Origin of the sequence: Embleya sp. NPDC005971 (assembly GCF_040629175.1) — a bacterium.
In the GTDB taxonomy this organism is placed as follows: Bacteria; Actinomycetota; Actinomycetes; order Streptomycetales; family Streptomycetaceae; genus Embleya.
Window position 1 is genome coordinate 40787 of sequence record NZ_JBEXUX010000004.1, and the last position, 19533, is coordinate 60319.

Genomic DNA, 19533 nt, shown 5'->3' on the forward strand with positions numbered 1-19533 from the left:
TTACGCCTTGGGGCCCTGTTGGATTCGGACCATGTTGCCGGAGGGGTCGCGGAAGGCGCAGTCGCGGGGGCCCCAGTTCTGGTCGATCGGCTCCTGCAGCACTTCGGCGCCGGACGCCCGTACACGTTCGAAGGTCGCGTCCACGTCGTCGGTGCTGAAGACGGTCATCGGCAGGACGCCCTTGGTGAGGAGTTCCTGGAGGGTGTCGCCGTCGGACTGGGAGCGGCCCGCGTGCGGCGCGGAGAGCACGATTTCCAGGCCGGGCTGGGTCGGGCTGCCGAGGGTGACCCAGCGGAACCCGTCGGAGGCGACGTCGTTGCGGACCTCCAGGCCGAGGCCGTCCCGGTAGAAGGGGAGTGCCTCGTCGGGGTCGTTGACGGTGATGTGGCAGTACTGGAGTGCGATGTTCATGCCGTCCACGTTAGGCGGCGGCGTCGGGGCCTGCTTCTCGAATCCTGATCGGATTTCTCGTCGGCCGGGTCTGTACCTTGGCCACACACGCGGGCATCGCGGCCGGGGCGTCGTGGTCCCGGTTGCGGTAGGCGCTGGGCGTCTCGCCGGTGATCTCGGTGAACCGCGAACTGAACGAGCCCAGCGAGGTACAGCCGACCGCCATGCACGCGTCGGTCACGCTCATTCCGCCACGCAACAACGCCATCGCCCGCTCGATCCGGCGGGTCATCAGGTAGCTGTACGGCGTCTCGCCGTAGGCCGCCCGGAAGCGTCGGGAGAAGTGCCCCGGGGACATCAACGCGCGGGCGGCCATCGTCGGCACGTCCAGCGGCCGGGCGTACTCGCGGTCGATCAGATCCCGCGCCCGGCGCAGGTGGGCGAGGTTGGCGAGTTCTTCCGGGGTCATGTCCCGACGCTAGCACTGCCCGCCGACGCGGCCGGGGTGCGGCTCAGGGCTCCCGTGGGTACGCCGCCGGGGGTGTCGGCGGTCCGATCGCGAGCAGTCTTCGGGCCAGGTCGTGGGCGTGCGTCGCGAGTTCGGGCGGGTCCAGGACCTCGAAGTCGTGTCCCAGCAGGAGCATGTGCACGAGGATGGCATCGAGGGAGGCGGCGCCGCTGCGGACCTCGCAGCGGCCGTCGCCTCGCGGGATGACCACGGCCGAGGAGGCGGAGACGCGGGCACGGACCGCATCGGCCGACGCGTGGACCAGAACGCGGGCCCGATGTCGGTAGACCCGGCCGGTCATCCCCTCCTGGACGTACGCGGCCGCGTCCGGCGCCGGGCGCGGCCGGTAGCTCCAGGTGCGTGCGGCCACGTCGGTCATCCGGTCGATGCGGAAGCTGCGCCAGTCGTCGCGGTCGAGGTCGTAGGCGAGGAGGTACCAGCGCCGATCGGAGGCGACCAGGCGATAGGGCTCGACCCGTCGCCGGTGTACCTCGTTCCCGGACGGATAGTCGAAACCGGCCTCGACCTCGTCGCGACAGGCGCCGGCCAGGGTCATGAGCACCTGCGGATCGAGCGGGTCGGCGCCGCCGAAGGATTCCACCGAGGCGGAGAGCGCGCGCACCTCGTGTCGCAACCGGGTGGGCAACACGCGGTCGAGCTTGCTCAGGGCCCGCAGCGCGGCGTCGCCCGCGCCGGGGATCGCGCCGCCGGCGCCGGCGACGAGCGAGACCACGGTGGCGATCGCCTCCTCGTCGTCGAGGAGCAGCGGCGGCAGGTCCGTGCCGGGGCCGAGACGGTAGCCGCCGCCGACGCCGGGGCCGGCGTGCACCGGATAGCCCAGTGTGCGTAGTCGTTCGACGTCGCGCCGGACCGTGCGCGTGGTGACGGCGAGCCGGTCGGCGAGTTCGGGGCCGGTCCAGGCGCGGCGTTGTTGCAGCAGGCCGAGGAGGGTGAGGACGCGCTCCGTGGTGCCCCGCTCGTCGCCGTTCGCCGTGTCCATGCCGGCCACCCTGTCAGAGATCGCGGACCGAATCCGTCCGCATCGTCTGCCAGGGTGGTCGCACGGACTCGACAAGGTCCGCAGCCCCACCGCGAAACCATGGAGAACGGAGCACGACGATGAGCCGCCACGTGCAGATCACTTTCGACGCCCACGATCCTCGGGCCCTGTCGGTCTTTTGGCGCGACGTGCTCGGCTACGTCCACCCGGGGCCGCCCGGGGTCGACGTGCCCGAGGGCGTCGACCCGCTGTCCGCGTGGGACGAGTTCCTGGCGCGGATCGGGGTGCCGCAGGAGCAGTGGAACACGAGGTCGGCGATCGAGGACCCGGACGGGCAGGGCCCGCGGGTGTTCTTCCAGCAGGTACCGGAGGACAAGGTCGCCAAGAACCGCGTGCATCTGGACGTGCGCGCGGCTCCCGGCCTGGCGGGCGAGGAGCGGATGGCGGCGCTGGAGGTCGAGTGCGCCCGGCTCGTCGCGATGGGGGCGACGCGGGTGCGTCGCGACGAGCCGGCTCCGCCGATGAGCGCGGGTTACCTCGTGATGACCGACCCCGAGGGCAACGAGTTCTGCCTGGACTGACCCGGCCCCTGCCACCCGGGCCGTGCCCCCGCCGCCCCCGCCTGCGCGGCCGGGGCACGGTGCGAGGGTCCGGCCGGGGGTCGGAGCGGTCAGAGGGTGCCTGCGTCCGGTCGGTTCGACCAGTGCGTGTTGGGCGCCTCGGTGGGGCGGTATCCGTCGGCATCCCCGGTGTCGAGGACTTCGGCGATCGCGCGGAAGAAGGGGTGGCCGCCGGGCCGGTGGTCGTCCGACAGGTCCGTCGGCTGATGCCACTCGTCCAGCCGGAGGACCAGCGGGATGTCGGCCGGGATCCCGGCCCGTACCTCGCGGTCGTCGGCCAGGAGCAGCTCCCGGTGTTCCGGCACCAGGGACCGGAACACGTCTTCCAGCGGGGTCCCTTGCGCCGCATCCACCACCAGCGCGCGACCGCGGACGACGATCGGAACGCCGCCGCGGAACTGCTCCGCGTCGTCCCCGTCGCCCTCGACGTCGTCCATGTTGTCGACCCGATGGAGGAAGTCGTTCGTCGGGCCGATGTCGCCGTGGGTGAGGCAGTTCCCGAAGACATGGACCACGTCGATCAGGTTGCGGCCGCGGGGACTGTAGCCGAGCAGTTCGACGACCCAGGCCCACCTGTGCGGGTCCGCGAACAGGTGCATGCGGACGTCCACCGGATAGTGGTAGCCGTTGTCCAGGTCGGGGAACCTGCCGGTGTCGTAGGCGAGATCGAACTGGCCGAGGATCGAGGAGACGGTCTTCACGGCGCGTGATCGTACAAGGCGGGCCGGCCGGGCCGGCCCGCGGTGTTCGAGTCGGCGGGCGTGGTCAGATGTCGGCGTCGACGGGCTCGCCGGCGGTGCGTCGGTCGATCGGGCTGCCGGTGACCGAGACCGGGATTCCGTGCGGCGCGGCGTGCGTGCGGAGGTCGTCGACCAGGTCTCGGACGGCTTCGAAGGCCAGGTAGGAGAGGACGTGGCGGCGGCGCGAGCCGTTGCGCATCGTGTAGCGCATCGTGACGTAGCACATGTTGTCGAAGTGCGGGCGGATCTCGATGGCCGCGATGTCCACCCAGGCCACCCGGCGGGTGCCGAACAGTCCCATCAGCGCCGGTCCCTGCGGTTTGATCACGATCTTTTGCCGGAGGAAGTAGACGAACATGAGGACGAAGAGCACGACCGACGCGATGATCGCGTAGCGCACCCAACCGACGTCGACGAACGCCGGGACGACGCCCACGATCACCGGGACGAGGGGGATCGACATGTCCCAGCCCAACCGGGGTTGCCACAACACGCCGTCGGCCGTCACCGAGCGGTTGCCTCTGTTTCGACCCACCGGACCCCCGTTGCACACGTGCTCACCGACACCCTCACCCGGATGTCGCCGTTCGGGCCATCCTATGAAAACGGAATCACCGCCACCGCAGGGAAAAGCCTCGACTCGACCTCGGCTCACGAGGAGGACGGCTTGGGCGGATTCGCGGCGCGGGTGGCGCGGTCGCGGGCCGGCTCGGTGCGGTTGGCCACCCCGAGCTTGGCGTAGGCGTGTGCGAGGTGTGTCTTGACGGTGCCGCGTCCGATGAACAACTCGGCCGCGATCTGCGGGTTGCCGAGCCCGCGGACCGCCGGCTCGGCCACGGAGCGTTCGGCCGGGGTGAGAGCGGCCCAGCCCGTCACCGGCCGGGTGCCGCGGCGGTTGACCCGAAGTGCCCGCTCGGCGGCCTGGTCCAGGGTCAGTGCCCGGCCGCGAGCCAGTGCGGCGGCGACGGCGGGCCCGGTCGGCAGCGGCGATCGTGCGGCGAGGTAGCCGGTGTCTCCACGGGCTCGGTGCGCCGCGCCCAGGAGCAGTGCGACTCGTTCGGGCGTGCCGGCCGTCGCCGGCGCCTCCAGGCTGTCGATGCAGCCGAGGACCAGGCCGTGCCGGAGCCGGATGCGCAGCGCGTCACGATGCAGGGCGGCGGCCGCGGTCGCATCCTCGGCGGCGATCAGGTGGGCCCGCTCCGCCGGCGCCACGGCCCGCAGTCGGGGCATCGCGGCCAGGGTCGGCGAGGACTCGGCCTGCTCCAGCCTGCGGCGAGCCGCCAGGGCGTCGCCGGTTCGGCGCAGGGCGGCCACGTGGGTGAGCAACAGGTCGGGGGTGAGCGCGTGTTGCTCCCGTGCGCACCAGCGCAACGCGTCCGCGGCGGCGCCGCGCCACAGGGCCACCTGGGCGCGGGTCGCGGACCAGCCGGGGACGTAGGGGGCCGTCGACGCCTCGTCGATCACCCGCTGTAGCTCGTCCATGATCGCCTCGGCCTCGTCGAGTCGGCCGCGCAACGCGATGATGCGGGCCAGTCCCCAGGCCGCGGTGCCGATCCGGACGAAGTCGTGCAGTGGGGCGGCGGCGTCCCGGGCGCGGAGGGCGGTCTCCTCGGCCTCGGCGAGGTTTCCGGTGTGGGCCCGGCCGATGGCGAGGGCGGCCGGCGCCGTGCCGGCGATGCCTCGGTCGCCGCGGCGGAGCAGGGCGGTCGCGGACCGGTCGAGCCGGTCGAAGGCGGCGGCGTGGTTCTCGCCGAGCTGATCGATCAGGCCGACGAGTACGCCGGACGCGTCCCGGCCGAAGTCGTCGCCGACGGCCGCGGCTTCGTGATGGGTGCGCAGGGCGAGTTCACGCGCGGCGGCGAGGTCGGTGTGGAGCAGGCCGATCGCGACCAGTTGTTGCGCGAGCAGCGTGGTGCCCGGATCGTCGGTCCGGCGCCCGAGCGCCGCCGCTTGTTCGGCGGCGGCGAACGTCCGCGCGTCGGGCTCTACCACCTCGCCCACCAGGGCCAGGGACACCAGTACGCGAGCCTGGAGCGCGTCGTCGTCGCCCGGGTCGAGTGCGGCGGCCTGCCGGAGCAGGTGCAGGCCGGTTCGGTCGCCGGTGAGGTGCCACCACCAGGCCGCCGCGACGCACAACCGGCGGCCGAGGTCGGGGTCGCCGCCGGACAGGCACCACTGCGCCGCGGCGGGCAGATCGGCCCGGAATTCGCCGACCCGTTCCCGCCATCGGTCCTTGTCGTCGGCCGCCAGTGGCCGCAGGGCCCGGAGCAGGTCCAGGTGCGCCCGGGCGTGTCGGTGCCGGGCGCGGGTCTCCTCGCCGGCTTCACGCAGGCGGGCCAGGGCGTACTCGGCCACGACGGTCGGCATGCGGTGCCGGGCGCGTGGCCCGGAGACGTCGCAGACGACCAGGGACTTGTCGATCAGGCCGCGCAGGGCCTCCAGCACCGCGTCGGCGGCATGCTCCCGGTCGGCCGGCGCCCGGACCGCGTCGACGCCGAAGTGTTGGAACGGGGCGAGCCGGCGCAGCAACCCTGCTCGTCGCCGGTGAGCAGCCGATGGCTCCAGTCCATCGAGTCGGCCAGGGTGCGCTGTCGAAACGGGGCCGATCGTCGGCTGCCCGCGAGCAGTGGGCGCTCGACGTCGTCGCTCAGCATCGCCGCGATCTCGTGCAGCGAGAGGGTGCCGGCCCAGGAGGCCGTCAGTTCCAGGGCGAGCGGCAGCCGGTCCAAACGATCGCAGATCCGGCGCGCCGCGGCGCGGGCGTCGGGGTCGGTGGGGTCGGCGTCGGATCGGTCCAGGAACAGGTCGATCGCCTCGGTCAAGACCATCGGGGTGAGCCGCCAGACCCGCTCCCCGGTGATCCGCAGCGGTTCGCGACTGGTCGCCAGGACGGTGAGCCCGGGGCATCGCCGCAGTGCGACCTCGACGAATTCGGCTGCACCGGCGCGTACTTGCTCGCAGTTGTCGAGCACGATCAGCGCCGGGCCGGCCGCCAGGGCGGCGGCCACGGCGGCCGGATCCGAGCGTGGTACGGGCACGGCCGGCGCTTCGGCGACCCGCTGGGTGACCTGGTCGTCGTGGGATGTCTCGGACAGGTCCACCCACACGGCCGCGTCGGACGAGACCCGCCGGGCGGCTCGGATCGCCAGCCGGGTCTTGCCGAAGCCGCTCGGGCCGGCCGGCGTGAGCAACCGGCTGCCGGTCAGCGCCTGGAGGATCGACTCCAGTTCGGTTGCCCGGCCGACGAAGGACGACAGGTCGGCCGGGAGGTGGATCACCATGGCGAGGAGTCTGCCATCCGGCCTGCGCACGGACGGTCGCGCGGGGTGCGAAACGTCTGCCGGCGGGGGTGGGAAACCCATGCCATCGCAGGTGCGGAGGGTTGCCGCCCTCTGCCACCTCGGCGCACGAAAGATCTGCCACCTGGCAGATGTCCCGGTTCGGCTCGGCGGCCACGATGGAACCACACCGAGCGAGCAGCACGACGATCGAGAGGAACCACGGCGCATGGGCACGGCGCGACGGGGAACGGCCCGGGTTTCGGGGCCCGTTGCTCCCGGTCGCGGGCCAGGGAGATCGCGCCGGGCCACAGGTGTTCCACGTCCACGATCGAGGCGGGCGGGGCCGTGGACGTGGCGTCGATATCGGTCGAGGGCGGTGCCCGTGGCGCCGAGCCACAGGCACCGCTCTTCCATGGTGCCAATGGCCGCTCGCGTGCGGGCCGAGACGCCGCGCACGCGGGGGAGGGGTTCGCCTGCTTTGCCGGGTCGCGATCGCCGGACGCGGACGGCCCCGGGGCGCCTACGCGGCATGGCCCTTTCGGATCGAGGGCATCCGGTCATCCTGCCACGGGCCGACGGGTGCGGCTCGGGTGGCGTGGCGCGGTGGGGTGCCCAAGTGTTCGCTCAGGTGGTTGCGACCAGTAGTTCCTCGCCGCTCGATGTGCGGAGGCCGTCCGGGCGGTCGGTGAAGTAGCGGTCGTTGAGGTCGGCGGCCGATACGTGCCGGGCCTGCGGGAAGCCCGCTTCGCGGGCCAGCGCCAACATCTCCTCCGGGGCGAAGAAGCTGACGAACGGCGTCCCGGACTCCCGGGCACCCCGCACCGCGACCTCGAACCCGGCGCGCTTGTCCGGGTCGAGCAGTTGCGGCGGAAGCTGGAACGTCATGGCCAGCGTGGATCCCGGGGCAAGCTCCGCCAGTCGGCGCAGGGTGGCCGCGTTCGCCTCCCTGCTCAGGTACAACGCGACGCCCGTGGAGACCACCACCGCCGGCTGTTCGGCGTCGAACCCGGCGGCCGTCAGTCGATCCCACCACGACCCGCCCGCCTCGAAGTCGACCGGCACCAGCCGCAGCCAGTCCGGGACGCCGAAGCCGAGTTCGTCCAGCCGCCGGCGCTTCCAGACCTGGGGTTCGGGTCGGTCGACCTCGAACACCCGCAGGCGCGAGGCGATTTCCGGCCTGCGCTGGGCGAAGGTGTCCAGGCCGGCGCCGAGGATCACGTACTGGCCGACGCCGCGATCGGCCTGTTCGACCACCAGGTCCTCGATGAAGCGGGCCCGGGCCACGATCGCCGCCCGGAACCATTCGGTCAGGGTCGGGTCCATGTCCCCGCGCCGGAGCCAGTCCTCGCCGGGATCGGCCAGTCGCAGGCCGATCTCGTCCTCCAGGACGTACGGCGGCGCGTCGAGTCTGATGTGCAGGGCCCGCCACAGGGCCGTCCGTACCGCCGTGCTGTCCGGCGCCCCGGTTCGTTGATCGGCCATCACGCACTCCCCCTTCGATGCTCGGCTGTTCGCGATCAGTGCTCGGCCGGGGCCTGAATGCTCCACAGGCGCCCGTCGGGGTCGCGGACGGTCATCTCCCTGGTCCCGTAGTGGGTGTCCGCGAAGGGCGTGACCACCTCGGTGCCGGCGGCGGGGGTGAACGCATCCGCGTCCGCCACCTTCAGGACCAGCCGCATCTCGGGCTCCTTGTCCCGAGGGACCTCGGCGATGAACACGTACGGGCCGTCGCCGTTGCGGAGTTGGCCGGAGTTGTGATCCGTGGAGAACTCCAGCTCGTAGCCCAGTCCCTGGAAGAACTTGGCCGCCTTCCCCCAGTTGTGCGTCTCCAGGAGCACGGCCTCGATGCCTTCGGTGGTCATGTCAACTCTCCTTCTCGGACGATGGCTCTCGTTCGCTCGGGGTGTCGTCGAGGTAGGCGCGCAGCGCGGTGGCGACCAGCGCCGACAACGACTGCTCCGTCTCGATGGCATGGTGCTTGACCTGCTTGATCAACCCGATCGGCAGATACACGTTGAACTGCTTCACATCCTCGTCGCCCACGGGTCGATGCTAGCAAACTAAAAACCTAGATTCCAGAGCGGAAGCAGCCCGGGGCCTCGCCGTCATCCCCGCGATCGCCAACGAAGTGGCGCGTGCCTGCCGAGCGGGGCGCCGGGCTGCTCGTGCCGGCGTCCCGCTCGGAAAGCGAGGCCGTCAGTCGGCCGATTCCTGCTTGATGTAGTCGTCGTACTCCGCGGAGGTGAGCAGATTCGACATGTCGGCGCCCTTGTCGAGGGTGATCTCGATCATCCATCCCTGGTCGTAGGGATCGACGTTGACGTTCTCCGGGGACTCGTCGAGCTCCGTGTTGACGGCGGCGACCGTGCCGGTCAGCGGCATGTAGACCTCGGTCACCGCCTTGACGGACTCCACCGACCCGAACGGCTCACCCGCCTCGCGGCGGTCGCCCACCGGCGGCAGTTCCACGAAGACGACGTCGCCGAGTTGTTTCTGGGCGAAGTCGGTGATCCCGATCGCCACCCGCTCGACGCCGAGTGAACGCACCCACTCGTGGTCCTTGGTGTACTTGAGGTCTTCCGGGCTCATGCTGCGCCTCCGCGAGGTCGTGGCCGAGGTTCCCGCTCCACCGATCGGCAACCGTCGCCGAGCTTGCTACAAACACCCGGAGTTCGGTGGGATGTTCACCCGAACGTGGTGTCCGTCGGCACGTCGATCGCCACCGCCGCAGCGGCACGCGCGGCCACCCGCGCGCGTGCGGGTCCGAGCGCCGGGTGCCCGGCCGCCCAGCGCTCGGCGTCCGCCAACGCCGCGTCGGCGGCGGCGAAGTCGCCCGCGGCGGCCGAGCAGATCGCGATCAGGCACTCGCACTCGGCCCGCGTCCAGCGGCTGCGACACACTGCGGGGCTCCGCCGCCATCGATAAGCCTGGGCTGCCGCGTCGTCCACCCGTCCCTCGTGCAGATTCAAGGCGAACTCGGCCACACAGCCTCTGCTTCGGTGCGCCCGCGTGCTGCTTGCCACTGCGGGACGCAGCTCGGGCACCACCGAGGCCGCGTCGGCCCTGCCCAGGACCAGCAACATCGCGGCATATTCCGTGCCGCGATGCGCCACTCGGCGCCCCAACAGGTCGTCGTGCGGATGCGTCCGCAGCCACTGCCGGACCACCTCGACGGCCTCCGGACCGAGACCTCGGGCGAAGAGCACCATGGACACGGACTGCACTTCGAGTACCCGTCCCACGGGGGTGTCGGGAAAGCCCTGTGCCTGCGCCCGCGCCCGCTCGATATCGCCGCGACGCACGGCGCGCGTCACGCGCCTGCTCCGCGCCATGGCGGCCCGATCCGCCCTGGCGAGCAGCAACGGCAGCCCCGAGCGGGCCCGTTGCCGGATTGCCAGTCCTTGCAGGGCCAGGCAGGTCAGGACGACCGCCGCCGCGAACCCCCACGGTCCGCGGAACACCAGAAACGAGACGGCGAAACAGGCGACCGTCGAGAGCGGCGGAATCGCCCGGAGCAGGATGTGCACGAAGGGAGTATGCAACCCGCCCGACCTGTGGGAACAGGCCGCCCCCCGTTGTCGGGTCGGGTGCGTGGTTTCGTCGTGTCGGTGGGCGATTTGTGGTGTCGGGGATGGGGCAGGGGAGTGGCATGGCCTTGTTCAAGCGAAGGACCGCCGGTCGAGCCGGTGAGTGGTACTACTGCCTGAAGCACGGGACGGTCGAGGAAGGCCCCGAGTGCCGGGCCGCCGATCGGCTCGGGCCCTATGAGAGCCGGGAGGAAGCCGGTCGCGCACTGGAGACGGTGCGCGAGCGTGACGCGCAATGGCGGGAGGATCCCCGCTGGAACGACGACGGGGGAGCGGACCGGTAGGGTCCGGGACTCGGTTGTCGGGGGCGGGAATTCGGTCGCCGGGGTGGGCGGGGCGCTGCTAGCTTGCGGGCGTGGATCTCTTCTCGCGTTCGTGGACGGCGTTGCGCGCGGCGGTTGCCGAGCTCGGCGACGAGGACTTCGTCCGGCCGTCCGGCTGTGCCGGCTGGCTCGTCCGGGACCTGGTGTGCCACCTGGTCATCGACGCGCAGGATGTACTCATCACCCTGGTGACGCCGGTCGACGAGGAACCGACCCGCGACGCGGTGACCTATTGGGCGGTGTCCCGGACGCCGCCGACCGGCGAAGACCCGTTGGACGCGTTGATCGTGCGACTGGCCGCCGCGTACCGGGAGCCGGGGCTGCTCAAGTTCCACCTGGACGACGTCGGTTCCGCCGCCGGCCGAGCCGCCGGCCTGGTCGACCGGGGCCTGCGGGTCGGTACACAGGACCAGGTCCTCACCGCCGGCGACTACCTCGACGCGTATGTCCTGGAATGGACGTTGCACCACCTCGACCTGATCGCGCACCTGCCGGATGCCGCCGAACCCCCTGCGGAGGGACTGGCCCGCACGCGCGCGATGGTGGAGAAGATCGCCGGGATCGCGTTCCCCGCATCCTTCTCCGACCGGGACGCGCTGCTGATCGGCACCGGACGGCGGGCCGCAACCGCTGCGGAGCGGGCCGAACTGGGCGCATCGGCCGCCGAACTCCCGCTCTTCCTGGGCTGATCGCCCGGGCCGACGGGACCGAGTGCGGGGCGGTCAGGGGAGCAGGGTGAACGCCGCCGTCGCGCGGACCTCGCCGTTGACGACGATCTCCAACTCGCGGGCGCCGGGTGGTTCGGTGCGGGTGGTCACCGGGCGGAACGAGTGGGAGCGGGCGAGGGTGAACGTGTCCCCGGCGGCTTGCGCGACCCGCTCGGCCAGGTGGAACACGCGGCGGGAACCGTCCCGGCGGACCGCGTACTTCAGCAGCAGCGGCCCGGGTCCGTCGGCGCGGACGACGACGGTGAACGGGATGCGGTCGCCGGTCGCGACGGTGTCCGCGACCGTGAGCGATGCGACGGTGCCGCTCCCGTGGGTCGCACCGACGAGGCCGAGCGCCTCGGGATGCCCCGCCCGCAGGAGACCGCGTGCGGCGTGGCGCACGACGCGGTCGGTGTGCTCGCCGCCCTCGGCGTGCCAACGGCGCAACACCGCCAGCGCCGTGTCCGGATGGTCCTTGGCGATGTCGTTGACGTGGTTGGCGACCGAACGACGCACGTATTCGCTCGGGTCGTCGCGCAGCCGCTCCAGGATGGGCAGTGTCGGGCCGGGGGACATGAGCCCGCGCACCCGGACGCCCCAGGGCAGGCGCGGGCGGGTGCCCTCGGACGCGAGGCGGCGCAGGTGTTCGTCGGCGTCGTCGGCCCAGTCCAGGACGATCTTCAGCGCGGCGTCCGGGTAGCGGTCGAGATAGGGACGCACCGCGAACTCGGCGGTGGCGAACGGGGTGATCACGGCGAGCGTGGACATCGCCTCGTCGAGGTGCTCGATGCCCTGGACGGCGACGTAGTCGGTGGCGGGCCAGCCGCTCCACATGTCCAGGCGGGCATGCCCGGTCGCCTCCCGCAACACCCCGGCGGCCTGCGGAAAGGGCAGGTCGAGGGTCGTGTGCAGGACCCGAGCCACGTGGCCGACGCGGGCCTTGAGCTCCAACCCGTCCAGCCCGGCGAGCGCGTCGGCGACGAAGCGGTCGCGGGGGAAGCCGCCGTGGGCGGCGACGACTCCGTCGGCCAGGGCGGCGACGGAGGCGGCGTTGATCATGTCCTTGAGCGGTTGCGCCATGCGCCCAACGGTGCCAGACCGCACCGACATCGGCGGCTCCGGGCATATTTCCCGACGGATCGATGCACGGCGTGGGCGTCACCCGACGGCGGCCGTCCCGGTGCCGTCGACGGGAATGTCATATGTTTCCCGATATCACCCCGATGCCCGTGCCGTACGTGCCAGACTCCGCCTCGGGAGCAATCGTCGGTACACATGCGGACATTCGAGGCAGGTGGGCCGGCCGTGCCGATGCCTCCCGGCCGGCACCTTCAGCCCCGGCGGACGGAGCGAGCAGATGGCGTTCATTCGACCAAAGATCACCGGATTCGCGGGTGCGATCGGCTACCCCGCCGCACCCTGGCAGGCGCTGTTCCTGCGCGGCGACAAGGTGGCCGTGATCAACGAGAGTGCCCTCCTCTACGCGGGCGATCTGGCCGGCGCCGGGGGCGGCAGGCTCGACGGCGTGACCGAGCCGTATCGGTTCGCCACCGACGGCCTGCTGCAACTGCCCGACGGCCCGGACGGGTCGCGGCAGACCATGTTCCTGCGCGGCGACACCGTCCTGGTCTACGACTGGGAGCGCGGCGTCGTCCGCGACGTGCCGTGGACGCGGTACGACAACTGGGGCACCGGGCTTCCGGCCGGCTACCGCTCGGGCATCGACGCGATCCTGCTCGCGCCCGACTCGGCCGACGGAACGCCGCGTACCCACTTCTTCAAGGGACCTCGCGTCCTGACCCTGCACCCGGTGACCGGCGTCGAACACGAACGCCCGATCACCGAGGGCCCGGACCCGCAGCGCTGCGCCGGCTGGGCGCAACTGCCCGCGGACTTCCGTGCCGACCTTGACCACGTCCTGGTATTGCCTCCGGCCGAGGACGGCACCCACCGCTCACTGCTGATCAAGGGTGACACCGGCTGCCTCCTCGACTGGGCCGGCGGCGTGCGGAACACCGGCCCCCTGACCACCCTGCTGCCCGGACTCGCCGCGCTTCCGGCCCCGTTCACCACCTGCTACCGCCCGGTCAGCGGCCGCTACGTGGGTCTCAACGGCACCGGCCGGGTCGAACTGCGCATCGACGTCGACGGCGACCGGGCCCTCGGCGCGGTCAGCGGCGACCTGTTCACCGTCACCGGCGGCACCACGACCTACCGCGACTCCTTCCGGGCGTCGGGCGTCGAGGTCCTGATGTCCGAGCAACAGGTGCAGATCGACGTGACCGGTTCGCTGGGATTCGCCAAGCCCGGCACCCGCACCGACCTGCGGGTGGTGATCCCGCGCAGCGCCGCCGGTCAACCGCAGGGCAACGCCGACCTGATCCTGGGCGGGCCGGCCCGGGACGACACGGAGCAGTGGTCGGCCGCGTACGAATCCACCGCCTTCCGCAGCGTGGACGTCGAGACCGACAACATCGCCGGCACCGTCCCGTTCACCCGATACGACACCTCGACCGGCCCCGCGCCGGCCTGGTACCGGCACCGTGTCGCCACCGTCGCCGGCGCCTATGCCGAGGCCGGCATCGAACTGCGCACGGCCGGCACCACCAATGTCCCCGCCGACACCTCCGGCGCGGACCTGCGCTGGTCCGAGGCCGAGCTGCACGCCGCGATGGTCGCCAACTTCAGCCTGCGACGCGAGGTCCCGCAATGGAAGTTGTGGACGTTCGTGACCACCCGGCACACCAAGAACGGCGTCATCGGCATCATGTTCGACCAGAGCGGTGCCCAGCGTCAGGGCATGGCCGTCTTCCACCGCGCGCTCGTCGACTTCGGGCTCGTCGGCCGCAACCACGAGTTCCATACCTACGTGCACGAACTCGGCCACGCGTTCAACCTGCTGCACGCCTGGCAGAAGGACCTGGCGAAACCGCCCGCTCCGCTCGGACCGAACAACGGCTTCGGCGACCTGTCCTGGATGAACTACCCGCAGAACTACCGGAGTTTGTCGGGCGAGGTCGGCGAGGAGGCGTTCTGGGGCGCGTTCGCCTTCCGGTTCTCCGACGACGAACTGCGCCACCTGCGGCACGGCTTCTATCGGCACGTCGTCCCGGGCGGCGACAACTTCGTGGTCAACTCGGCGATCGACCTGGGCGCTGCCGCCGAGGCCGCGACGGCGCCGATCGACGACGAATCCGGGCTGCGTCTGGAACTCGGCGGCAAGGCCGGGTACGAGTACGGCGAACCGGTGATGGCCGAGCTCAAACTCTCCCGCACCGGCACCCGCGGCGACGTCACCGTCATCCCCGAACTGTCCCCCAAGAGCGAGCACCTCGCGATCTTCGTGACCGACCCGCAGGGCCGCACCCGGTTGTTCCGGCCGATCGCCCGACTGTGCACCGGCCACGGCACCGGCGCCCCGATGGTGACCCTGACCGCGTCCGAACCCGCCCTGTACGACACGGCCTACCTCGGCTACGGCAGCGACGGCCTGTACTTCCCGGACCCCGGCCGCTACCGGATCACCGCCGTCTACCACGCCCCCGACGGATCCCGGGTCGTCTCCGCCGCCCGCGTCGTCCGCGTGCGACACCCGATCACCCGCACCGAACAGGAGATCGGCGACCTGTTCCTCGGCGACCAACAGGGCACGCTGCTCGCCCTGCTCGGCTCCGACGCCCCGCAACTGCGGGAGGGCAACGACGCGTTGGCGGAGATCGTGGAGAAGTACGGCACACACCCGCTCGCCGCCTACGCCCGCCTGGCCCGCGGAGCCAACGCCGGGCGCCACTTCCAACACCTGCGCAACGGGCGCGTCGAAGTCCGCCGCCCCGACTTCAAGGAGAGCATCAGCCAACTGACCGCCGCCATCGAGGCATCCCGGGGCGACGACGGCCTCGACAACATCACCCTCAACGCGGCGATGCGTCGACTGGCCACCGTGCACGCCAAGGAGGGCGACGTCACCCGGGCCGGCATCGTGCTGGACCGGATGGCCGGCCACTTCGGCGCCAAGCGCATCCCGGCCCAGGTGCAACGCCACATCCGGGCCCAGGCCGAGGCGACCCGCCGACGGATCACCGAACCGCCGAACTGACGAGTGCCGACCCCCGCGCCTCCCCTACCTCTTCGGAGGGAGCGACCCGACCTCCGGAGGGGTATCGGTGTCGCCTGCCGGGTTCGCCGGGGACGCGTCGACCCTGGTCCGGGCGGCGCGGGGGCGCAGGGAGCGCGGTCCGCGGCGGTGGATCGCGCGGAGCGGGATCGGGGACAACCCCGGGCGATATCCCCGGGGCGGGTGGGGGACATCTCCGATGGTCGCCCGGGGGTGCCGGCGGCCACGCTCGGGGACATGAGAATCCCTCGCGGTACCACCCCGAACATGCCCACCCCGGAAGCGAGTTCCATCGATTCGACGGCGCGCGCCCACCACGTGGCCGCGCCGGTCGAATCGGCGGACGGGCCCGAACTCCCGCAGTACTCCGTCGCCAAGGTGCTCGCGATCTGGGCGGCGGCGGCCGTCCCGATGGCGCTGCTCGCCTGGGTGGTGACCCCGGTGGTGGCCGGGGGCGATGCGCCCGAGGGGCGGTTCGCGACCGTGCTGATCGCGGCGCTTACCGGTGGCCTGGTCTGGCAGGCGGTCCTGGTGCTGGGCCTGGTCGCCCACGAACAGCGAAGCCTGCGTTGGCCCGTGCTGCGCGATGCGCTGTGGTTGCGCGCCCCGTCGGACGACCGGGGCCGGCGGGGCGGTCGACTGTGGTGGTGGGTCGCGGTGTTCGCGCTCGGGTTCTTCCTCGTACAACTCGTCCCGACCGGCCTGCCCGAGCCGTCCGACCGCAGCCTCGGCGCATTCCTGGCGTCGACGGAGGGACAGGAGCACTTCAGCGGTGCGTGGGGGCTGTTCGCCCTGGTGGTCGTCATGATGACCTTCAACAGCTTCCTCGGTGAGGAACTGCTGTTCCGCGGCCTGCTGTTGCCACGCATGCGCGGGGCGTTCGGCCGTCGCGACCGGATGGTCGACGCGCTGCTCACCGGCCTGTACCACCTGCACCAGCCGTGGTCGATGCCCGGCGCGGTACTGGCGGGCGCCCTGTTCGCCTACCCGAGCCGACGATTCCGCAGCGCCTGGATGGGCATCGCGATCCACTCGACGCAAAGTGTCGTGTTGCTCGTCGTGATCGGCACCCTCGTCCTGCGCTGACCGTTGCCGGGCGTCGTGGACGCGAAGGGGCGAGAGACGCCCGGTCACGGGGAACGCCTGCTCTGACATCATGGGGCAAACGGAGCATGGTTCCGTCAACGACGATACGGAACCGTGTTCCGATCGGCAAGCGAGCGACGGAGGCGACAACGCGATGGCGGACAGCGGCAGCGGATCGGGATCGCCGGCCCCCCGGAAGCGTGCCGACGCCCGGCGCAACGAGCAGACCCTGCTGGAAGCGGCCGCCGCGGCCTTCGTGGCCTCCGGGGTCGACGCACCCGTGCGCGACATCGCGACCAGGGCCGGCGTGGGCGTCGCCACGATCTATCGCCACTTCCCGACCCGGGCCGACCTCGTGGTCGCCGTCTACCGGCATCAGGTCGAGGCGTGCGCCGAGGCGGGCCCCGAACTGCTGGCGAACAACGAGTCGGCGCACACCGCCCTGGTCCGGTGGATCGATCTGTTCGTGGACTTCCTGGTCACCAAGCACGGTCTCGCCGAGGCGCTGCAATCCGACAACGCGGCATTCGCGACCCTGCACGCGTACTTCATCGAGCGCCTGATGCCGGTCTGCGCCGAACTGCTCGCCGCCGCCGCGGCGGCAGGCGAGATCCGCCCCGACATCGAGGCCCTCGAACTGATGGTCGGCGTCGGCAACCTCTGCATCGGCGCGAACAAGGACCTGCGCTACGACGCCCGCCGCATGGTCGAACTCCTGCTCGCCGGGCTGCGCCTGCACTAGATCGGGTCGCCCCGATGCCCCGATGCCCCGATGCCCCGGCGCCACGTAGCCGCCGGGGCATCGGCGACCTACAGGTCGGCCAGCAGCGTCGCCGGCCGCTCGACACAGTCCGCCACGTAGCGCAGGAAGCCGCCCGCCACGCCGCCGTCGCACACGCGGTGGTCGAAGCTCAGCGAGAGCTGGGTGACCTTGCGGACGGTGAGTGCGCCGTCGACCACCCAGGGCTTGTCGATGATGCGGCCGACCCCCAGCAGCGCCGCCTCGGGATGGTTGATGATCGGGGTGGAGCCGTCCACGCCGAACACGCCGTAGTTGTTGAGCGTGAACGTGCCCCCGGTCAGCGCCTCGGGCGGCAGCGCGCCGGTGCGGGCCAGTGCGGTCAACCGGCCCAGCTCGGCCGCGAGTTGCGTGGTGTTCAGGGTGTGCGCGTCGCGCACCACGGGCACCACCAGGCCGCGGTCGGTCTGGGCGGCGAAGCCCACGTTCACGTGCGCGAAGCGCACGATCTCCTCGCGGGCGGTGTCCACGGTGGAGTTCAGCTCCGGGAAGCGCCGCAGGCCCGCGACGCAGATCCGGGTGAGGATCGCCAACAGGCCGATCCGCTGCTGTGGTCGCGCGGCCTGGAGCACGTCCTTGGCTTCCAGCAGCGCGGTGGCGTCCACGTCCACCCAGGTCGTCGCGTCCGGGATCTCGGCCCGGCTGCGCGCGAGCTTGTGCGCGACCGCGCGACGGATGCCGCGCAGCGCAATGCGCTGCTCGCCCGGGGTGCCGACCGGCTCGCTCGCGACGGGCGAAGAACCCGCCTGCCGCTCCCGGGCGATGGCCTGCTCCACATCGACGCGGCGGATGATGCCATCGGCTCGGCCGGGCGCCAGAGCGGCCACGTCGATGCCGTGGTCGCGGGCCAGCCGGCGTACCAGCGGAGAGATCACCAGGCGCGCACAGGCCGGGCCCGCCGTCGGCACTGCCGCGTCGGCGGCGCGCGGCCCGGACTCGACCGCGGCCGGCGACGGGTGCGTCCGGCCGGCGGCCGGCGGTGTCGAGCCCCGGCGGCGCCGCCGGGAAACGGGCGCGTGGCCGGTGCCGTAGCCGATCAGGACGTTGCCGGAGCCCGCCTGCTCCTCCTCGCGATAGCGGTCGGCGGCACCGGGCTCCGCCGGGGTGGGCGCGGCGCCGACGGTGATCAGCGGCAGGCCCACCGCGAGCGCGGTGCCGGCCTCGGCGTGCAGGCTCAGCACGGTGCCCGCGTACGGCACGGGCACCTCGACGGCGGCCTTGGCGGTCTCCACCTCGACCACGATGTGGTCGACCTCCACCGTGTCGCCGACGGCGACCTTCCACTCGACGATCTCGGCCTCGGTCAGTCCCTCGCCCAGGTCCGGCAGGAGGAAGACCTGCGCGTGCAGCGTGTCGATGCTCACGCCGCCCCCTGGACCAGGTGCCGTACGTCGGGCGTGTCGTCGAACTGGAGCCGGTCCACCGTGTCCAGGATGCGATCCACCCCCGGCAGGTGCGCGTGCTCCAACTTCGGCGGCGGGTAGGGGATGTCGAACCCGGCCACCCGCAGTACCGGCGCGGCCAGCGAGTGGAAACAGCGCTCCTGGACCCGGGCCGCGATCTCGGCGCCGACCCCCGCGAAGCCCTGGGCTTCCTGGACCACCACACAGCGGCCCGTGCGGCGCACCGACGCGGCCACCGTCTCGTCGTCGAAGGGCACCAGCGTGCGCAGGTCCACCACCTCCAGGCTGCGCCCCTCCAGCGCCGCGGCGGCCGCGGCCTCCAACGCCACCGGTACCGACGGGCCGTACGCCACCAGCGTCGCGTCCGAGCCCGCCCGGCGTACGACCGCGCGACCGAACGGCCGGGCCGCACGCGTGGCGAGGTCGACCTCCGCCTTCGCCCAGTACAACTTCTTGGGTTCCAGGAACACCACCGGATCCGGATCCTCGATCGCGTCGCGCAGCAGCCAGTAGGCGTCCTCGGGCGTCGCCGGCGTCACCACCTTCAACCCGGGGGTGTGCGCGTAGTACGCCTCGCTGGAATCGCAGTGGTGTTCGACGCCGCCGATGCCGCCCGCGTACGGGATCCGGATCACCATCGGCAGGCCGAGCCGCCCGCGGGTGCGGTTGCGCAGCTTCGCGACGTGCGAGGCGATCTGTTCGAAGGCGGGGTAGGCGAAGGCGTCGAACTGCATCTCCACCACGGGCCGGAAGCCGCCCATGGCCATCCCCACCGCCAGTCCGACGATGCCGGCCTCGGCGAGCGGGGTGTCGAAGCAGCGCTCCTCGCCGAACTCGCGGGTCAGGCCGTCGGTGACGCGGAAGACGCCGCCGAGCGGGCCGACGTCCTCGCCGAACATCAGCACCCGCTCGTCCGCCGCCAGCGCGTCGCGCAGGGCCGTGTTGAGCGCCTGGGCCATCGTGAGGGTCGCCATC

At 72.0% G+C, this 19533-nt stretch carries 21 protein-coding genes; 6 read left to right on the forward strand and 15 right to left on the reverse strand.

Going from position 1 to position 19533, the window contains the following annotated elements; all coding sequences use genetic code 11:
- Genes ABZ374_RS05740 through ABZ374_RS05750 form a run of 3 tightly spaced genes read right to left on the reverse strand, consistent with a single transcriptional unit; the run spans nucleotide 1 to nucleotide 1898 of the window.
- Nucleotides 1–411 carry a VOC family protein gene (locus ABZ374_RS05740; protein WP_360306591.1) on the reverse strand — a complete coding sequence of 137 codons (411 nt, stop codon included), beginning with the start codon at nucleotides 409–411 and terminating at the stop codon, nucleotides 1–3.
- A gap of 10 nt (nucleotides 412–421) precedes the next feature.
- A complete protein-coding gene (locus ABZ374_RS05745) occupies nucleotides 422–859 on the reverse strand; it encodes a helix-turn-helix transcriptional regulator (RefSeq protein ID WP_360306594.1) in 438 nt (145 codons plus the stop codon).
- Nucleotides 860–902: 43 nt separating this feature from the next.
- On the reverse strand, nucleotides 903–1898 hold the full coding sequence (locus tag ABZ374_RS05750) for a YafY family protein (protein ID WP_360306597.1): 996 nt from the start codon (nucleotides 1896–1898) through the stop codon (nucleotides 903–905).
- Nucleotides 1899–2017: 119 nt separating this feature from the next.
- Between ABZ374_RS05750 and ABZ374_RS05755 the strand changes: the two genes are divergently transcribed.
- Nucleotides 2018–2479, forward strand: coding sequence for a VOC family protein (locus tag ABZ374_RS05755; RefSeq protein WP_360306600.1), 462 nt, complete (start codon nucleotides 2018–2020; stop codon nucleotides 2477–2479).
- An 89-nt stretch (nucleotides 2480–2568) separates the two neighbouring features.
- Here the strand turns inward: ABZ374_RS05755 and ABZ374_RS05760 are convergent, their stop codons facing one another.
- From ABZ374_RS05760 to ABZ374_RS05800, 9 genes are all read right to left on the reverse strand, one after another.
- Nucleotides 2569–3219 (reverse strand): hypothetical protein, encoded by a 651-nt coding sequence (locus ABZ374_RS05760; RefSeq protein WP_360306603.1) that lies wholly within the window; start codon nucleotides 3217–3219, stop codon nucleotides 2569–2571.
- Between the two features lie 64 nt (nucleotides 3220–3283).
- Complete coding sequence (locus ABZ374_RS05765) at nucleotides 3284–3793, reverse strand: hypothetical protein (RefSeq protein ID WP_360306606.1); 510 nt, start codon at nucleotides 3791–3793, stop codon at nucleotides 3284–3286.
- Nucleotides 3794–3909: 116 nt separating this feature from the next.
- Nucleotides 3910–5787 (reverse strand): LuxR C-terminal-related transcriptional regulator, encoded by a 1878-nt coding sequence (locus ABZ374_RS05770; protein WP_360306609.1) that lies wholly within the window; start codon nucleotides 5785–5787, stop codon nucleotides 3910–3912.
- Nucleotides 5679–6539 carry a hypothetical protein gene (locus ABZ374_RS05775; protein ID WP_360306612.1) on the reverse strand — a complete coding sequence of 287 codons (861 nt, stop codon included), beginning with the start codon at nucleotides 6537–6539 and terminating at the stop codon, nucleotides 5679–5681. The genes ABZ374_RS05770 and ABZ374_RS05775 overlap by 109 nt, the downstream gene beginning before the upstream one ends.
- A 624-nt stretch (nucleotides 6540–7163) precedes the next feature.
- A complete protein-coding gene (locus ABZ374_RS05780) occupies nucleotides 7164–8021 on the reverse strand; it encodes a class I SAM-dependent methyltransferase (protein WP_360306615.1) in 858 nt (285 codons plus the stop codon).
- A 35-nt stretch (nucleotides 8022–8056) separates the two neighbouring features.
- Entirely contained in the window at nucleotides 8057–8401 is a 345-nt protein-coding gene (locus ABZ374_RS05785; RefSeq protein ID WP_360306618.1) for a VOC family protein, read from the reverse strand.
- A 1-nt stretch (nucleotide 8402) separates the two neighbouring features.
- A complete protein-coding gene (locus ABZ374_RS05790; protein ID WP_360306621.1) occupies nucleotides 8403–8582 on the reverse strand; it encodes a CopG family transcriptional regulator in 180 nt (59 codons plus the stop codon).
- Nucleotides 8583–8735: 153 nt separating this feature from the next.
- Nucleotides 8736–9128: a glycine cleavage system protein GcvH gene (gcvH, locus tag ABZ374_RS05795; RefSeq protein WP_360306624.1), complete on the reverse strand. Its 393-nt coding sequence runs from the start codon at nucleotides 9126–9128 to the stop codon at nucleotides 8736–8738.
- Between the two features lie 95 nt (nucleotides 9129–9223).
- Complete coding sequence (locus ABZ374_RS05800; protein ID WP_360306627.1) at nucleotides 9224–10066, reverse strand: hypothetical protein; 843 nt, start codon at nucleotides 10064–10066, stop codon at nucleotides 9224–9226.
- A gap of 122 nt (nucleotides 10067–10188) precedes the next feature.
- On the opposite strand from ABZ374_RS05800, the gene ABZ374_RS05805 reads away from it, so the two are divergent.
- Both ABZ374_RS05805 and ABZ374_RS05810 read left to right on the forward strand, forming a co-directional pair.
- A complete protein-coding gene (locus ABZ374_RS05805; RefSeq protein WP_360306630.1) occupies nucleotides 10189–10410 on the forward strand; it encodes a hypothetical protein in 222 nt (73 codons plus the stop codon).
- Between the two features lie 71 nt (nucleotides 10411–10481).
- Complete coding sequence (locus ABZ374_RS05810) at nucleotides 10482–11138, forward strand: maleylpyruvate isomerase N-terminal domain-containing protein (RefSeq protein WP_360306633.1); 657 nt, start codon at nucleotides 10482–10484, stop codon at nucleotides 11136–11138.
- A 33-nt stretch (nucleotides 11139–11171) separates the two neighbouring features.
- On the opposite strand, the gene ABZ374_RS05815 is transcribed toward ABZ374_RS05810, so the two are convergent.
- Entirely contained in the window at nucleotides 11172–12236 is a 1065-nt protein-coding gene (locus ABZ374_RS05815) for a hypothetical protein (protein ID WP_360306636.1), read from the reverse strand.
- Between the two features lie 277 nt (nucleotides 12237–12513).
- Here ABZ374_RS05815 and ABZ374_RS05820 point away from each other — a divergent pair, with 277 nt between their 5' ends.
- The 3 genes from ABZ374_RS05820 to ABZ374_RS05830 all read left to right on the forward strand — a co-directional run bounded on the left by ABZ374_RS05820 (nucleotide 12514) and on the right by ABZ374_RS05830 (nucleotide 17098).
- Entirely contained in the window at nucleotides 12514–15252 is a 2739-nt protein-coding gene (locus tag ABZ374_RS05820) for a hypothetical protein (protein ID WP_360306639.1), read from the forward strand.
- A 285-nt stretch (nucleotides 15253–15537) separates the two neighbouring features.
- A complete protein-coding gene (locus ABZ374_RS05825) occupies nucleotides 15538–16356 on the forward strand; it encodes a CPBP family intramembrane glutamic endopeptidase (RefSeq protein ID WP_360306642.1) in 819 nt (272 codons plus the stop codon).
- A 154-nt stretch (nucleotides 16357–16510) separates the two neighbouring features.
- Nucleotides 16511–17098, forward strand: coding sequence for a TetR/AcrR family transcriptional regulator (locus ABZ374_RS05830; RefSeq protein WP_360306645.1), 588 nt, complete (start codon nucleotides 16511–16513; stop codon nucleotides 17096–17098).
- 68 nt (nucleotides 17099–17166) lie between these two features.
- Here the strand turns inward: ABZ374_RS05830 and ABZ374_RS05835 are convergent, their stop codons facing one another.
- Both ABZ374_RS05835 and ABZ374_RS05840 read right to left on the reverse strand, forming a co-directional pair.
- Nucleotides 17167–18519: a dihydrolipoamide acetyltransferase family protein gene (locus ABZ374_RS05835; RefSeq protein WP_360306648.1), complete on the reverse strand. Its 1353-nt coding sequence runs from the start codon at nucleotides 18517–18519 to the stop codon at nucleotides 17167–17169.
- On the reverse strand, nucleotides 18516–19532 hold the full coding sequence (locus tag ABZ374_RS05840) for an alpha-ketoacid dehydrogenase subunit beta (RefSeq protein ID WP_360306651.1): 1017 nt from the start codon (nucleotides 19530–19532) through the stop codon (nucleotides 18516–18518). The genes ABZ374_RS05835 and ABZ374_RS05840 overlap by 4 nt, the downstream gene beginning before the upstream one ends.
- Between the last annotated feature and the right edge of the window lies 1 nt (nucleotide 19533).

Bases quoted from the DNA above. Each gene is read 5' to 3' on its own strand.
- ABZ374_RS05740 (WP_360306591.1), bottom strand. From the start codon at position 411: ATGAACATCGCACTCCAGTACTGCCACATCACCGTCAACGACCCCGAC.
- ABZ374_RS05745 (WP_360306594.1), bottom strand. From the start codon at position 859: ATGACCCCGGAAGAACTCGCCAACCTCGCCCACCTGCGCCGGGCGCGG.
- ABZ374_RS05750 (WP_360306597.1), bottom strand. From the start codon at position 1,898: ATGGACACGGCGAACGGCGACGAGCGGGGCACCACGGAGCGCGTCCTC.
- ABZ374_RS05755 (WP_360306600.1), top strand. From the start codon at position 2,018: ATGAGCCGCCACGTGCAGATCACTTTCGACGCCCACGATCCTCGGGCC.
- ABZ374_RS05775 (WP_360306612.1), bottom strand. From the start codon at position 6,539: ATGGTGATCCACCTCCCGGCCGACCTGTCGTCCTTCGTCGGCCGGGCA.
- ABZ374_RS05780 (WP_360306615.1), bottom strand. From the start codon at position 8,021: ATGGCCGATCAACGAACCGGGGCGCCGGACAGCACGGCGGTACGGACG.
- ABZ374_RS05785 (WP_360306618.1), bottom strand. From the start codon at position 8,401: ATGACCACCGAAGGCATCGAGGCCGTGCTCCTGGAGACGCACAACTGG.
- gcvH (WP_360306624.1), bottom strand. From the start codon at position 9,128: ATGAGCCCGGAAGACCTCAAGTACACCAAGGACCACGAGTGGGTGCGT.
- ABZ374_RS05805 (WP_360306630.1), top strand. From the start codon at position 10,189: ATGGCCTTGTTCAAGCGAAGGACCGCCGGTCGAGCCGGTGAGTGGTAC.
- ABZ374_RS05815 (WP_360306636.1), bottom strand. From the start codon at position 12,236: ATGGCGCAACCGCTCAAGGACATGATCAACGCCGCCTCCGTCGCCGCC.
- ABZ374_RS05820 (WP_360306639.1), top strand. From the start codon at position 12,514: ATGGCGTTCATTCGACCAAAGATCACCGGATTCGCGGGTGCGATCGGC.
- ABZ374_RS05825 (WP_360306642.1), top strand. From the start codon at position 15,538: ATGCCCACCCCGGAAGCGAGTTCCATCGATTCGACGGCGCGCGCCCAC.
- ABZ374_RS05830 (WP_360306645.1), top strand. From the start codon at position 16,511: ATGGCGGACAGCGGCAGCGGATCGGGATCGCCGGCCCCCCGGAAGCGT.
- ABZ374_RS05840 (WP_360306651.1), bottom strand. From the start codon at position 19,532: ATGGCGACCCTCACGATGGCCCAGGCGCTCAACACGGCCCTGCGCGAC.